Genomic DNA, 14,471 nt, shown 5'->3' on the forward strand with positions numbered 1-14,471 from the left:
CGGGGTGGGCGCGATCGTCGTCGTCCCCCTGCTGTTTCTCGGTGTGTTCTTCGTGTGGCCGGTCGGCGCCCTGATCCGGCGTGCCTTCGACGTGTCCGACGGTGCCGGCCTCGGGGCGCTGCTCGCCCGGACCGACGCGTGGGGACTGCTCGGCTTCACCCTCGCGCAGGCGGCGGGGTCGACCGTGGTCGCCCTGATCGTCGCCGCCCCGATCGTCTGGCTGGTCGCGGTCGCCGCGCCACGGTGGTCGACGGCTCTGATGGTCCTGGTGACCGTGCCGTTCGTGCTGCCCACCGTGGTGGTGGGCATGGCCTTTCGGGCACTGCTCGGCCGTGGCGGACCGCTGGCCGGGCTGGGATGGGACGGATCGGTGTGGTCGATCCTCGCCGCGCACGCCTTCCTCAACGTGGCGGTGATCGTCCGGGTCGTGGGGTCGGTGTGGCGCACGATGGATCCGCGGGCCGAGCAGGCCGCGCGCACCCTGGGCGCATCCGGGTGGCGGGCGTTTCGCACCGTGGTGCTCCCGCGACTGGCCGTCCCCGTTCTGGCCTCGTCGGCACTGGTGTTCCTGTTCTGCGCCAGCAGCTTCGGGGTGGTCCTCATCCTCGGCAACGGGAGGTGGCAGACGCTGGAGACGGCGATCTACACCCAGGCCATCGGCTACTTCGACATACCCGCGGCGGTCGCGCTCTCGATGGTGCAGATCGTCCTTGTCGTCATCGTCGTCGGCGCCGCCCGCGTCCTCACACCCCGCACCGAGGCGATCGCGGCCAGAGCCGCCGCCCCGACACCGCTGACCGGTCTGCGCGCGATGAGCGCCGCCGCCGCGACGGTGTGGTCGGTGATCCTGCTCGTCGGGCCGCTCGCGGTCGTCGCCCTGCGCTCGGTCCGCCCCACCTCCGGCGGCTCCCTGACCGACCCCGACTCCTGGACTCTGTCCGGGTACCGGTCGCTGACCGAGTCGGTCAACGGCGAGACGCCCCTGCAGACCCTGCAGTACAGCGCGGTCAGCGCGCTGTGGGCCACGGTGCTCGCCATGGTCGTCGGACTGCTCGGAGCCCTCGCCCTGCAGCGCTCGCGGGGCACGGTCGCGACCGTCGGTGCCGGGCTGGCTCTGCTGCCGCTCGGGGTGAGCGCGGTGACCGTGGGGTTCGGCTATCTCGTCGTGCTCGCGTCGTTGCCCGCCGAGGTCGCCGCGTGGCCCGGAGTGGTCCCGGCGGTGCAGGCGCTCATCGCGGCGCCCATCGTCATCCGCATCATCGCCCCCGCCCTCGCGGCGGTCCCGTCGTCGCTGCGGCACGCCGCCGCGAGTCTCGGAGCATCTCCCTGGCGGGTCTGGCGCACGGTCGACCTGCCGCTGATCTGGCGATCCCTGGGTGTGGCAACGGCGTTCGCGTTCATCATCGCGCTCGGCGAATTCGGGGCGACGGGCTTCGTGGCCCGGCCGGGTACCACCACCCTGCCGGTGCTGATCGGGTCCGCGTTGAACCGACCCGGTGCGGACAGCCTCGCGACCGCGATGGCGTGCTCGATGCTGCTGATCGCGGCCACGGCCGTCATCGTGGTGATCATGGAGTCCCTGCGCGGCGTGGAAGGCAGTGAGTTCTAGATGCTCGACATCCGATCGCTGCGGGTCGCCTACCGCGACCAGGTCGTCCTCGACGGCCTGGACCTGTCCATCGGCACCGACGGGTCGGTGGTCACCGCTCTGCTCGGTCCGTCCGGGTGCGGCAAGTCCACCCTGATCCGGGCCATCACCGGCATCGAGCGCCCCACGGCGGGCGTGATCAGCTTCGACGGTGTGGATCTCGTCGACGTACCCACCCACCGTCGCGACTTCGGCGTGGTGTTCCAGGACGGTCAACTCCTGCCGGGGAGAACGGTGTCGGCCAACATCGGCTACGGCCTGCGCGCACGCCGATGGTCCCGGGCGGCGACGGCGCAGCGGGTCGGTGAACTGCTCGACCTGGTGGGTCTCCCCGGTCTCGAGGACCGGCCGGTCTCCGAGCTCTCCGGCGGTCAGGCGCAACGCGTCGCGCTCGCGCGCGCTCTCGCGCCACGTCCCCGACTCCTGCTGCTCGACGAACCGCTGTCCTCGCTCGACCGTCGCCTGCGCGAACGCCTCGCCGTCGACATCGCCGAGATCCTGCGCGCGGCGGGCACCCCCACGATCCTGGTGACGCACGACCACCAGGAGGCCGCCGTGCTGGCCGACCGGATCGCGATCATGTCCGAGGGGTCCATCGTGCAGTCGGGCACGCCCGATGTCGTCTGGCGTGCGCCGCTCACCGAGTGGGTCGCACGGTTCGTCGGATGCACCAGCGTCGTCACCGCGCGGATGGACGGCGACATCGCGGTCACCGAGGTCGGGCGCGTCCGGCTGCCCGATGCCGGGGCCGCCGAGGCCGTGACAGAGCGGCAGGTGGGGCTGCGTCCCCGATCGTTGGTCGTCGTCCCGACCTCGGAGGTGCGCGCGCGGGTGGAATCGGTCGCCGCACTCCCCGAGGAGTATCTGCTGGCGATCCGGCTGCCGTCCGGTGCGCGGTACGCGGCGGTGTCGGACCGGTCGGTGTCGGTGGGCGACGACGTCGCCGTGGCGCTCGACCCCGACCGCATCGCGGTGATCGGATGAGCCGGCTCGTCGTCGCGGGTGCGGTGATCGACGACGGTCGGCTGCTGGTGGCGCAGCGAGCGCGCCCGGAACATCTGGCCGGTCTGTGGGAACTGCCCGGCGGCAAGGTCGAGGTGGGGGAGACCCCCGCGGAGGCGCTGCGGCGGGAACTCGACGAGGAACTGGGCGTCGAGGTGGCGGTGGGCGAATCCGTCGGTGCGCCGGTCGCGGTCGCCGACGGTGTCGTCCTCGTCGCCCTGTCCGCCGAACTCGTCACCGGGACACCGCAACCGCGAGAACATCTCGCGATCCGATGGGTCGACGCCGACGAACTCGCCGCGCTCTGCGCCCAGGGCGCCGTGGTCCCCGCCGACACCGCCTGGCTGCCCGATCTCGACGCGCTGTTACGAGGAGAGTAGGTCCCATGTCATTGCCGCCGACCAGCCGTTTCGACCACGGTGACGAGACCGACCCGTTCGACAAGCAAGACCACCCGTCCCCACGGCGCAACGCACCCGCCTGGATCATCCTGGGGTCTGCGGTGGTGCTCCTCGTCGTCGTGATCGTGGTGGTCATCGCCAGTGGGGGAGGTGACGACACCCCGGCGACCCCCGCGATCGCGAGCACCGTCACCGTCGAGCGGACGGTGGCCCCGACGACGACCACCCCGTCGAGCACCTCTCTCGCGCCGCGGCCCACCGCGTCGGCGGCCGACGGTGCCGGCGTCATGCCCGACGTGGTGTGCATGAATCTGCAGGCCGCACAGGACCGCATCCAGAAGACCGGGGTCTTCTACTCCCGCAGCGAGGACGCGACGGGCAAGGGGCGGGCGCAGTTGTTCGACCGCAACTGGATCGTGGTCTCGCAGTCACCCGCTCCGGGTGCGCGCATCGGGGAGGGTGACGCCGTGCTGTCGGTGGTCAAGACCGACGAACCCAACGACTGCTGAGACGCCCTCAGCTGACGGTGATCTGGGACAGGTCGGTGCGCAACATCATCACGTTGTAGTCCAACCAGCGGGATGCGGTGAAGTACAGGTATCGGTCGTCGCCGCCGGTGGCCGGGTAGACGTAGGGCGCGTAGACGCCGCCGAGCTGCTGGCGGGTGAGCAGTGTGATCGGCGCACTGAACGGCCCCTCGGGCTTCGTCGCCGTACGCATCGCGATGGTGCCGTTCGCCTCGTTGCCGTACAGCATGACGTAGCGCTGCAGCCGGTTGTTCCACGCCACCGACAGCTCGCTGACCGGTTCGGTGACAACGGCTTTCGACTTCGTGGTGTCGGGCGACCACGGATCGGCGGCGGTGCCGGTGTAGTACTGGTATTTGCTCAGATCCAGGATGTCGCCGGGCAGGAAGCGGCACAGGAAGGCCGCGCCGTAGCGGCCGTTGGGGGTGCCGTACTGGTAGACGTACTGGTCCTCGCCCCGTCCGCGCAGGTAGGCGTTCTGCTGGTACTTGCCGTTGCTGTCGTCGACCTGCTCGACGCCGGGGATCGACACCGGGAGGTTGATGCGCACCGTTCCCGCTGCGGTGGACCATGATTGACCGTTGTCGCGTGAGACCGCGATGGCGGAACTGTTGGTGACCCACCGGCCGGGCCCGCCCCACTGACGAACCGACATGTAGTTCATGTACTGCACGCCGTCGATCGCGATCGCCGCGGTCGGGATGGTGGTCACCTCGACCCCGGACACCTCCAGGGCCGGGATGGACTCGTTCGCGAACCGAGGTGTCGCAGGGGACACGACGGCGCCGGATCGGACATCGCCGGGAACCCCGTCGCGGATCGTGACGCCGTCGGCGGGGTCGGTGTCGGTCGTGCGCAGGACGAGGTTGTGGCGCCACTGCTGCCGAGGGGCGTTGCAGTCGCCGAACGTGTCGCCGAACGCCATCAGCGTCTGCCCGGAGCCGTTGTCCCAGGAGATCCCCAGATCGGTGCCCGAGATACCGAAGCGTGTGTCGGTGCGATTGGGCGACTTGCCACCGGTCACCCAGGCCACCGGGCGGGTGTTCCCGGTCCGGACCACCGGCAGTGCGCCCTGGGAGCTGCTCTTGCCCAGCAGGGCGCCGCCGCCGCTGCTACCGAATGCGTTGCCGATCGCCTGACCCAGCGGTGACGATCCGAGCAGTCCCTCGTTGCCGCAGGGCGCGGCGGACGCCGGTCCGGCCAGACCGACACCGGCGAGGGTGGCCGCCGCGGTGCACACGGTGGTCAGCAGGACGGTGCTGCGACGTAGGGCGGACATGACACTCCTGAGGAACCGAGCCCGCCGTGGTCGGCCGTCGCCACTTCGCTGTGACTCGTGTGACTGATGGGGCTAGTGGGATTTACCCGATGATGATCCCCGCCCGCTGCGCCCGAGTCCGCACCGAGAGATCGATCGCGGCCGAACAGATGCCGGATCGTTACGACGAACCGTCGCTCAGCGGACGGGGATCCGTGTGAGATCGGTGCGCAGCATCATCACGTTGTAGTCCTGCCAGCGCGACGCCGTGAAGTACAGGTACTGCCCTCCTGCGGGGGAACCGGCGTAGATGTACGGCGCGTAGACCCCGCTGAGCTGACCCGAGTTCAACAGCGACGTCGGGCCGCTCCACGGCCCCTGGGGGTTGGGCGATGTACGCAGGGCCAGCGACCCGTTTCCGTTGTTGCCCGCCAGCATGACGTAGCGGCCCAGGTAGGAGTTCCATGCGACCGACATCTCGCCGACCGGTTCGCGCACGATGGCCTTCGACTTCGTCTGATCGGGCGACCAGGGCGTGGCCTTGTCGCCGGTGAAGTACTGGTACTTCGTGAGATCGAGGATGTCGGCGGGGCGGAACCGCGAGACGAACGCGGCGCCGAAGCGGCCGTTGGGGGTGCCGTACTGGTAGATGAAGCCGTCGCGGCCCGTCAGGTAGGCGCCCTGTTGGAACTTGCCGTTGCTGTCGTCGACCACCTTCGCCCCCGAGGACGGGGTGAGGAGATTCGGGCGCACCGTGGACTGTGCCGTCGTCCAGGTCTGTCCGTTGTCGCGCGAGACCGCCACGGCCGAGTAGTTGGTCACCCACCGTCCGGCGTCGCCCCACGACCGCACCGACATGTAGTTCATGAACTGGATGCCGTTGATGGCGATCCCCGCGGTCGGGATCGTCGTGATCGCCACTCCCGGGATGCCCGGTGACGGAACGCTTTCCGACGCCCTGCGCGGTGTGGCCGCGGACACCGACGCGCCCGAACGGACGTTGCCGGGCACGCCGGACGGGATGGTCACACCGTTGCCCGGGGTGGTGTCCGAGGTCCGCAGGATCGTGTTGTGCCGCCACTGCTGGCCGGGGGCGTTGCAGTCACCGTAGGTGTCGCCGAACGCCATCAGGGTCTGTCCCGAACCGTTGTCCCAGGAGATCCCGAGGTCGGTACCGGAAATGCCGAAGCGGGTGTCGGTGTGGTTCTGCGAGAGCGCGCCCGTCACCCATCCGACGGTCCGGGTGTTGCCGGTCAGCACCCGCGGCAGCGGCTTCTGATCGCTGCGTCGGCCGAGCAGACCACCCAGACTGCTGCCGAACGCGAGGCTGGACCCGAAGATGCCCCGGTTGCCGCACGGCGCGGCCGAGGCCGGCGCGGCGACGCCGATGGTCGCGGCGACCGACAGCGCGACGCTCGCGGTGGTGACGACAGCGAGAATTGAACGAAACCTCATCAAGGACCCCTCCCCGTGCCCCGCTCGCGGTGAACCGAGTGACGCGTCGATGACGGTCGGGGCATATGTGACTTTGGGGAATCGTACTGACGAACGACCCGATGTCGACCCTTTTCGGGAGGTACGCCCGGATCAGGCGGCGCGGGCCTTCTTGAGGGCCTTGCTGAACTGCTTGTTCGAGAACTCGTGGGCGTCCATCTTGCCGAGGCGGTGCAGCACCACGGGGCACACAGCACAGCGCGTCGACTTGCGGCAGCACTTCTTCTTGGGCTTCACCTTGGTGAAGGTCGCGGCGGTCACCTTTGCCATGGAACTGAGAAGACCTCACTGTCGGATCGCTGCATCGCCGGTGTCGAACTTAGGTAAGCACACCCTATGTCGGCAGACATTAGCAGAGCGTTCATCGACGTTCGGGGGCTCTGTGACGGTCATCTCAGCGGGCCTACCGATACCCTGGTGGGCGGTCAGGCGCCGTGCCCGGTCGTTTTCGTATGTCCAATACCCGAAAGACACGCCCAGTGAATGCTGTTCCGAACTTCCGCAACGTCGCAATCGTGGCGCACGTCGACCACGGGAAGACCACGTTGGTCGACGCGATGCTTCGCCAGTCCGGCGTCTTCACCGAGCGAGAAGAGGTCGTCGACCGGGTGATGGACTCCGGTGACCTCGAGCGCGAGAAGGGCATCACCATCCTCGCGAAGAACACCGCGGTGCACCGTCGTCAGCCCGACGGGACCGAGGTCGTCATCAACGTCATCGACACCCCCGGCCACGCCGACTTCGGTGGCGAGGTCGAGCGCGGCCTGTCGATGGTCGACGGCATCGTGCTCCTCGTCGACGCCTCCGAGGGCCCGCTGCCCCAGACCCGCTTCGTGCTGCGCAAGGCCCTGGCCGCGTCGCTGCCGGTCATCCTCCTGGTCAACAAGACCGACCGTCCCGACGCCCGCATCGCCGAGGTCGTCGAGGAGAGCCACGACCTGCTGCTCGACCTCGCGTCCGACGTCGATGACGAGGCCGCCGAGGCCGCCGAGCTCGCCCTGGACCTCCCGATCCTCTACGCGTCGGGTCGCGCGGGCATCGCCAGCACCGTCGCGCCGGAGAACGGCAGCGTCCCCGAGGGCGAGAATCTCGACGCCCTGTTCGACGTCCTGTTGTCGTACGTCCCCGCACCCAAGGGCGATCTCGACGCGCCGCTGCAGGCCCACGTCACCAACCTCGACGCGTCGGCCTTCCTCGGTCGCCTCGCGTTGGTCCGCCTCTACGCGGGCTCTCTGAAGAAGGGCCAGACCGTGGCCTGGATGCGTGAGGTCGACGGCCAGCCCGTCACAGAGCGCGCCAAGATCACCGAGCTGCTGGTCACCGTCGGCGTCGCGCGTACCCCGGCGGAGAGCGCGGTCGCCGGCGACATCGTCGCGGTCGCAGGCATGCCGGAAATCATGATCGGTGACACCCTCGCCGATCCCGAGAACCCGATCGCACTGCCCCGCATCACCGTCGACGAGCCCGCCATCTCGGTGACCATCGGCACCAACACCTCGCCGCTCGTCGGCCGGGTCAAGGGCCACAAGCTCACCTCGCGCATGGTCAAGGACCGTCTCGACGCGGAACTGGTCGGCAACGTCTCGCTGCGCGTCCTCGACATCGGGCGTCCCGACGCCTGGGAGGTCCAGGGACGTGGCGAGCTCGCGCTGGCGATCCTCGTCGAGCAGATGCGCCGCGAGGGCTTCGAGCTGACCGTCGGCAAGCCGCAGGTGGTCACCCGCCAGGTCGACGGCAAGCTGCACGAGCCGTTCGAGCACCTGACCTGTGACGTCCCCGAGGAGTACCTCGGCGCCGTCACGCAGCTGCTGGCCGCCCGCAAGGGCCGCATGGGCGACATGACCAACCACGGCAGTGGCTGGGTCCGCATGGAGTTCATCGTCCCGTCGCGTGGCCTCATCGGTTTCCGCACCGACTTCCTCACCGAGACCCGCGGTACCGGCATCGCCAACGCGGTGTTCGACGGCTACGCGCCGTGGGCCGGCGAGATCCGTGCCCGCCACACCGGTTCGCTGGTCTCCGACCGGGCCGGATCGGTCACCCCTTTCGCGATGATCCAGCTCGCCGATCGCGGAACGTTCTTCGTCGAGCCGGGTGCCGACACCTACGAGGGCATGGTCGTGGGCATCAACCCGCGCATGGAGGACCTCGACATCAACGTGACCAAGGAGAAGAAGCTGACCAACATGCGTCAGTCCTCGGCCGACGTGATGGAGACCCTGGCCAAGCCGATCAAGCTCGAGCTCGAGGCCGCCATGGAGTTCTGTACCGACGACGAGTGTGTCGAGGTCACCCCCGAGGTCGTGCGTGTGCGCAAGGTCAACCTCGACGCCACCACCCGCGGCCGTGAGCGGTCGCGTGCCAAGGCCCGTAACGCGAACGTCTGATCGGAGCGTCGGCGACAATGCGAGGGTGTCCGCGACGATGAGGCGCCGAGGGGGAGCGCGGCTGCTCGCCGCGCTCTGGTGTGTGGCCGCGGTCGTCACGGCATCGTGCACGGCCGACCCCCCGCCACCGGTGCAGGAGTCGCAGGCTCCACCGCCGCCGACCGACGTCCCGCAGGGGCAGACGATCTCGGTGGCCACCGACTCGATCGGGGTGGGGTTCAACCCGCACCTGTCGGCCGATCAGAGCCCGGTCACCGCGGCCGTCGCCGCGATGACGCTGCCGAGTGCGTTCACTCCCGTCACGACGCCGACGGGAGTGGCGTGGTTCCTCGACCCGGCGGTTCTGATCGGGGCCGAGGTGACATCGCAGTCGCCGTTCACGGTGACCTATCGGATCGCCCAGGACGCGCAGTGGTCCGACGGGTTGCCGGTCACGGGCGAGGATTTCTCGTATCTGTGGCAGCAGATGTCGCGCCAACCCGGCACCGTCGCCCCCGCCGGCTACCGCCTCATCGACGACGTGGCCTCCCGTGCCGGTGGCAAGGAGGCGGTGGTCCGGTTCCGTGCCCCGTACCCGGCCTGGAGGGAACTCTTCACCTCGTTGCTGCCCTCGCACGCGCTGCGTGGCGTCCCCAACGGCTTCCAGACCGGCATGGACAGCGGACTGCCCGTCTCCGCGGGCCGGTTCGCGATCAGCGGTATCGACTCCAGTCGCGACGAGATCCGCCTGCAGCGCAACGACCGGTACTGGCGTACCCCCGCGGTGGTCGACCAGATCGTGTTGCATCGCGTGGGCACGTCCGCCCAGCTCGCCGAGTCGCTGCGATCGAGCGACACCCGGGTCGTCGCCCTGGCCGGCGGGCCCGCCCTCGCCGGAAGCCTCGGGGCGATCTCCGGCGTCGTCACCGGACGGACCCCGGTCGGTCGGTCGCTCGGCATCACCCTGAACACCCGGAGCCCGATCATGTCCGACATCGCCGTCCGGCAGGGGATTCTCGGTCTGGTGAACCCGCAGGTCCTCATCGACGCGAGTGCGGGCGAGGCCACGGTCACGCCGTTCGCCAACACCGTCCTCCAACCGTCGGACCCGGGTTACTACTTCACCGATCGGCCCGTCCCGGACGCGGCGGCCGTCGCGGGGTACTTCGCGACGGGCGGTTACTTCCCGGTGCCGGCCGCGGCGTCGACGACACCACCGTCGTCGAGCGGCGCGAGCGCACCGGCCGCCGACGCATCGGCGGCCCCGACCACCACCACGTCGACCACCGACGGCGGATCGTCGACCGCGACGACCCTGCCGCAGGGCGTCGTCCCGTTGCAGCGCGGCGGCACGACGCTGGCCGTACGCATCGGCGTCGTCGCCGGCGACGTCCGAACGCGGGCCGCGGCCGACAGCCTCAGCGATCAGCTGCGCGGGTCGGGCATCCTCGCCGAGGTGCGCGCGCTGCCCGCGCCCGAGCTCTACGGCACCGCACTCACCGATCCCGGCGTCGACATCGTCGTCGGGTGGCAGTCGGCGGGGGTCTCGCCGGCCACGCGGCTCGCGTCGAACACCGAGTGCGACGTGCCGCGATCCGGTGCCACCGCGAGCACGTCGGCGACCCCGACCCCGAGCGGTGCCGTACCCACGACCGTTGCGCCGAGTGCATCGCCGACGACCACCCCCGACCAGTCGTCGGCCACCGGCGACGAGCGCTACGCCAGCAACGTCTCCGGACTGTGCGACCGCACCCTGGGCGACCTCGCGACCCGCGCCCTGAGCGCCGCCGACCCGTCGACGGCGTTGCGTGAGGCGGAGGCCGCCGTCGCCGCCCAGCACGTCTATCTGCCGATCTACCAGGACTCCCTGCTGACCGCGGTCGGACCGGGGACCACCAACGTGCGTCTCCAGGGTCCGGTGGCCACCGGCATCTTCGGCAACTCCGGCACCTGGGGGATCGCCCGGCGATGACATCAGCAACACACCGGTCGGCCGCGCGGCGACTGATGGTCGTGCACGCCCACCCCGACGACGAATCGATCATGACCGGCGGCATCATCGCCCGGTATCTCGCCGAGGGCGCCGATGTCACCGTCGTCACCTGCACCCTGGGTGAGGAGGGCGAGGTCATCGGCGACCGGTGGGCCGGGCTCGCCGCCGACGGCGGTGCCGATCAACTCGGCGGGTACCGCGTGCTGGAGTTGACCCGCGCCCTCGACGCCCTCGCCGCACCGGGGACCTCCCTGGTCCCGACGTTCCTCGGCGGCGCCGGTCGCTGGCGGGACTCCGGGATGGCCGGCTCGCCCGCCGCGGAGCACCCGCGCGCGTTCACCAACGCCGCACCGGACGAACCCGTCACCGCCCTGGCCGACCTGATCCTCGCGCTGCGCCCGCAGGTGCTCGTCGGCTACGACCCCGCGGGCACCTACGGTCATCCCGACCACGTCGAGGTCCACCGCATCTGCGGCGCCGCCATCGACGAGGCACGCACCCGCGGGTGGTCGGTGGCCAAGCACTACTGGTCGGTCACCGAGGCGACGGCGCTCGAGCGTGGGCTCGACGGCGTCGACGCACGCGTTCCCGAGGGCTGGCGGATGCCGCTGGCCGACGAACTGCCGCGCTACCCCGATGCGCAGATCACCACCGGGGTCGACGTCCGCGACGTCTTCGAGCGCAAGGTCGACGCCCTCGCCGCCCACGCCACCCAGGTGACGGTCGCGCCGAGCCGCACCGAGTACGCGCTGTCGAACAACATCGTCCAGCCCATCCACCCCGAGGAGCACTTCATCCTCGTCGAGGGCGAGCTCGAACCGCCCGTTCCCGGCGAGCGTGAGACCGATCTGTTCGGACCCTCGACCGTGGACTCGTGACGATGCGCCCGGTCGACCGCGTGCTGCTCGCGGTGCTCACCCTCGACGGCTTCATCGTCGGCCTGCTCAGCGTGGCCTTCCTCAACGTCTACGTCGGTTCCATCCCGGTTCCGGCGACCGCCCTGGTCGGCGGCCTCGCCAACGGCGTCCTGCTGTGGCTGGCCGCCGGACACACCGACACCCCGGCCCGCATGCTGCCGCTGGGGGGATGGGTGATCGCGATGGGGTTCGGGTTGTTCGCAGGCCCAGGTGGCGATGCCCTGCTGTTCACCGACTGGCGGACGTTGCTGCTGGTCGTGTTCGGTGCCGGGATCCCGGTGGTGGTGTCCTGGTCGGGGCGCCTGCCACACCCGCACAGCACCTCGTGAGGCGGATGAGGGGGCGCAGATGACCGCCCGGCGCTGCGATGGCGCATGATCGATGGGTGACATCCGAACCCCGTGAGTCAGCTGATCTACCGACCCCCACCTTCGTGGGCGTTCCGACATCGCAGCGCGAAGACATCGTGTCCGCCGAAGTCGCGCCCACACCGTCGGCCATGCGGCGTGCGCTGCGCCGCGTTCGTGACGGCGCGACGATCAACGTCGACGAGGCGACCGTGCTGCTCGCCGCCCGTGGTGACGACCTCGCCGACCTGTCGGCGTCGGCGGGACGTATCCGGGACGCGGGGCTGACCGCGCAGGGACGCGATCACCAGGTCACCTACTCCCGCAAGGTGTTCATCCCGCTGACCCGACTGTGTCGCGACAAGTGCCACTACTGCACCTTCGTGACCGTGCCCGGCAAGCTGGCCCGCGAGGGAAACGGCGCCTTCCTGGAGATGGACGAGGTTCTCGACATCGCGCGCCGCGGCGCCGAGCTGGGGTGCAAGGAAGCGCTGTTCACCCTCGGTGACCGACCCGAGGACCGGTGGCCCGAGGCCGCCCAGTGGCTCGACGAGCGTGGGTACGACTCGACGCTGGACTACGTGCGCGCGGCGTCGATCCGGGTCCTCGAGGAGACCGGTCTGCTGCCGCACCTCAACCCCGGTGTGATGTCGTGGGAGGAGATCTCGCGTCTGAAGCCGGTGGCCCCGTCGATGGGCATGATGCTCGAGACCACCTCGCGGCGCCTGTTCACCGACAAGGGGGAGTGCCACCACGGCAGTCCCGACAAGGACCCCGAGGTGCGCAAGCGCGTGCTGGTCGACGCGGGCCGGCTGTCGGTGCCGTTCACCACCGGGATCCTCGTGGGGATCGGTGAGACACGGCGCGAGCGCGCGGAGTCGATCCTCGAGATCCGTTCGACGCACAAGGCTTTCGGTCACATCCAAGAGGTGATCATCCAGAACTTCCGCGCGAAGTCGGACACGGCGATGCGGTCGGTGCCCGACGCCGACATCGACGAGTTCATCGCCGCGGTCGCCGTCGCTCGGGTCCTGCTCGGTCCGTCGATGCGGATCCAGGCGCCGCCGAACCTGGTCTCGGCCGACGAGTGCGCCGCGCTGATCGGCGCGGGCGTCGACGACTGGGGTGGCGTCTCGCCGCTGACCCCGGATCACGTCAACCCGGAGCGTCCGTGGCCCAACCTGGACACCCTCGCCCAGATCACCGCCGACACCGGTTACACGCTGACCGAACGTGTTGCGGCGCAACCGCAGTACGTCCTGGCCGGGCAGCCCTGGATCGACCCTCGCATCACCGGGCACGTGCGCGCGCTGTCGGACCCGGTGACCGGTCTGGCCGCCGACGTCATCCCGGTGGGTCTGCCGTGGCAGGAACCCGACGAGGACTGGCAGTCGACCGGACGCGTCGATCTGCACACCGCCATCGACTCCGAGGGCCGCAACACCGAGACCCGCAGTGACCTCGGCAGTGCGTTCGGCGACTGGGACACCGTGCGCGAGCAGGTGCTGGCCCTCTCGGCCGACGCCGCGGCGGCGCCCGCCCGCCTCGACGCCGACGTGCTGACCGCACTGCGCAACGCCGAGAAGGACCCGGCCGCCTGCAGCGACGCCGACTACCTCGCGCTCGCGACCGCCGACGGTGACGGGCTCGAGGCGCTGGTGGCGCTGGCGGATTCGCTGCGCAAGGAGGTCAACGGCGACGACGTCACCTACGTCGTCAACCGCAACATCAACTTCACCAACATCTGCTACACCGGGTGCCGGTTCTGTGCGTTCGCGCAGCGCAAGGGCGACGCCGATGCGTACACACTCTCGGCCGACGAGGTGGCCGACCGGGCGTGGGAGGCGCACGTCGCCGGCGCCACCGAGGTCTGCATGCAGGGCGGCATCGACCCGGAGCTTCCCGTCACCGGCTACGCCGATCTGGTGCGGGCGGTGAAGGCCCGGGTGCCCTCCATGCACGTTCACGCGTTCTCACCGATGGAGATCGTCAACGGTGCGTCACGGGGCGGACAGAGCGTGCGTGAGTGGCTGACCCAGCTGCGTGAGGCCGGACTCGACACCATCCCCGGCACCGCGGCGGAGATCCTCGACGACGAGGTCCGCTGGGTGCTCACGAAGGGCAAGCTGCCCACCGCCTCCTGGATCGACGTCGTGACCACCGCGCACGAGGTCGGTCTGCGGTCGAGCTCGACGATGATGTACGGCCACGTCGACGCCCCGAAACACTGGGTCGGCCACCTCAACATCCTGCGCGGGATCCAGGACCGGACCGGCGGTTTCACCGAGTTCGTGCCGCTGCCGTTCGTGCACCAGAGCTCGCCGCTCTACCTCGCGGGCGCGTCGCGGCCGGGCCCGACCCACCGCGACAACCGCGCGGTGCACGCCCTCGCGCGCGTCATGCTGCACGGGCGTATCGACAACATCCAGACCAGCTGGGTGAAGCTCGGTACCGCCGGGACCCAGGTGATGCTGCAGGGCGGCGCCAACGACCTCGGCGGCACGCTGATGGAGGAGAC

Annotated in this window: 12 protein-coding genes; 9 read left to right on the forward strand and 3 right to left on the reverse strand. The window is 70.1% G+C overall.

The genetic code is table 11. The features are described from left to right. The first annotated feature begins 4 nt into the window (after positions 1–4). Genes JHC79_RS09025 through JHC79_RS09040 form a run of 4 tightly spaced genes read left to right on the forward strand, consistent with a single transcriptional unit; the run spans position 5 to position 3,560 of the window. Positions 5–1,609: an iron ABC transporter permease gene (locus JHC79_RS09025; protein WP_296389824.1), complete on the forward strand. Its 1,605-nt coding sequence runs from the start codon at positions 5–7 to the stop codon at positions 1,607–1,609. Next, positions 1,610–2,632, forward strand: a complete 1,023-nt coding sequence (locus JHC79_RS09030) for an ABC transporter ATP-binding protein (protein ID WP_296389825.1) — start codon at positions 1,610–1,612, stop codon at positions 2,630–2,632. Continuing rightward, complete coding sequence (locus JHC79_RS09035) at positions 2,629–3,030, forward strand: (deoxy)nucleoside triphosphate pyrophosphohydrolase (protein WP_296389826.1); 402 nt, start codon at positions 2,629–2,631, stop codon at positions 3,028–3,030. The genes JHC79_RS09030 and JHC79_RS09035 overlap by 4 nt, the downstream gene beginning before the upstream one ends. A gap of 5 nt (positions 3,031–3,035) precedes the next feature. After that, on the forward strand, positions 3,036–3,560 hold the full coding sequence (locus JHC79_RS09040; RefSeq protein ID WP_296389827.1) for a PASTA domain-containing protein: 525 nt from the start codon (positions 3,036–3,038) through the stop codon (positions 3,558–3,560). 7 nt (positions 3,561–3,567) lie between these two features. Here JHC79_RS09040 and JHC79_RS09045 read toward each other — a convergent pair whose 3' ends face one another. From JHC79_RS09045 to JHC79_RS09055, 3 genes are all read right to left on the reverse strand, one after another. Beyond that, positions 3,568–4,857, reverse strand: coding sequence for a DUF4185 domain-containing protein (locus tag JHC79_RS09045; RefSeq protein ID WP_296389828.1), 1,290 nt, complete (start codon positions 4,855–4,857; stop codon positions 3,568–3,570). Between the two features lie 177 nt (positions 4,858–5,034). Further along, the gene (locus JHC79_RS09050) at positions 5,035–6,291 is read right to left on the reverse strand and encodes a DUF4185 domain-containing protein (protein WP_296389829.1); all 1,257 of its coding nucleotides are present in this window, start codon (positions 6,289–6,291) and stop codon (positions 5,035–5,037) included. A 132-nt stretch (positions 6,292–6,423) separates the two neighbouring features. Beyond that, entirely contained in the window at positions 6,424–6,600 is a 177-nt protein-coding gene (locus JHC79_RS09055; RefSeq protein WP_296389830.1) for a hypothetical protein, read from the reverse strand. Between the two features lie 209 nt (positions 6,601–6,809). Here JHC79_RS09055 and typA point away from each other — a divergent pair, with 209 nt between their 5' ends. From typA to JHC79_RS09080, 5 genes are all read left to right on the forward strand, one after another. Beyond that, positions 6,810–8,717 carry a translational GTPase TypA gene (typA, locus tag JHC79_RS09060; RefSeq protein WP_296389831.1) on the forward strand — a complete coding sequence of 636 codons (1,908 nt, stop codon included), beginning with the start codon at positions 6,810–6,812 and terminating at the stop codon, positions 8,715–8,717. Positions 8,718–8,742: 25 nt separating this feature from the next. Further along, positions 8,743–10,668: an ABC transporter family substrate-binding protein gene (locus tag JHC79_RS09065; RefSeq protein ID WP_366782528.1), complete on the forward strand. Its 1,926-nt coding sequence runs from the start codon at positions 8,743–8,745 to the stop codon at positions 10,666–10,668. Then, the gene (gene mshB, locus JHC79_RS09070; protein WP_296389832.1) at positions 10,665–11,567 is read left to right on the forward strand and encodes an N-acetyl-1-D-myo-inositol-2-amino-2-deoxy-alpha-D-glucopyranoside deacetylase; all 903 of its coding nucleotides are present in this window, start codon (positions 10,665–10,667) and stop codon (positions 11,565–11,567) included. The genes JHC79_RS09065 and mshB overlap by 4 nt, the downstream gene beginning before the upstream one ends. A 2-nt stretch (positions 11,568–11,569) precedes the next feature. Next, a complete protein-coding gene (locus tag JHC79_RS09075) occupies positions 11,570–11,935 on the forward strand; it encodes a facilitated glucose transporter (RefSeq protein ID WP_296389837.1) in 366 nt (121 codons plus the stop codon). A gap of 170 nt (positions 11,936–12,105) precedes the next feature. Further along, positions 12,106–14,471, forward strand: a 2,366-nt coding sequence (locus JHC79_RS09080; protein ID WP_296389838.1) for a bifunctional FO biosynthesis protein CofGH, incomplete at its 3' end; no start/stop codon positions are given.

The organism is Williamsia sp. (assembly GCF_016462415.1).
In the GTDB taxonomy this organism is placed as follows: domain Bacteria; phylum Actinomycetota; class Actinomycetes; order Mycobacteriales; family Mycobacteriaceae; genus Williamsia_A.

What these genes read in the sequence shown, in the direction of transcription:
- JHC79_RS09030 (WP_296389825.1), top strand. Translation starts at nt 1,610, where the DNA reads ATGCTCGACATCCGATCGCTGCGGGTCGCCTACCGCGACCAGGTCGTC.
- JHC79_RS09035 (WP_296389826.1), top strand. Translation starts at nt 2,629, where the DNA reads ATGAGCCGGCTCGTCGTCGCGGGTGCGGTGATCGACGACGGTCGGCTG.
- JHC79_RS09040 (WP_296389827.1), top strand. Translation starts at nt 3,036, where the DNA reads ATGTCATTGCCGCCGACCAGCCGTTTCGACCACGGTGACGAGACCGAC.
- JHC79_RS09045 (WP_296389828.1), bottom strand. Translation starts at nt 4,857, where the DNA reads ATGTCCGCCCTACGTCGCAGCACCGTCCTGCTGACCACCGTGTGCACC.
- JHC79_RS09050 (WP_296389829.1), bottom strand. Translation starts at nt 6,291, where the DNA reads ATGAGGTTTCGTTCAATTCTCGCTGTCGTCACCACCGCGAGCGTCGCG.
- JHC79_RS09055 (WP_296389830.1), bottom strand. Translation starts at nt 6,600, where the DNA reads ATGGCAAAGGTGACCGCCGCGACCTTCACCAAGGTGAAGCCCAAGAAG.
- mshB (WP_296389832.1), top strand. Translation starts at nt 10,665, where the DNA reads ATGACATCAGCAACACACCGGTCGGCCGCGCGGCGACTGATGGTCGTG.
- JHC79_RS09075 (WP_296389837.1), top strand. Translation starts at nt 11,570, where the DNA reads ATGCGCCCGGTCGACCGCGTGCTGCTCGCGGTGCTCACCCTCGACGGC.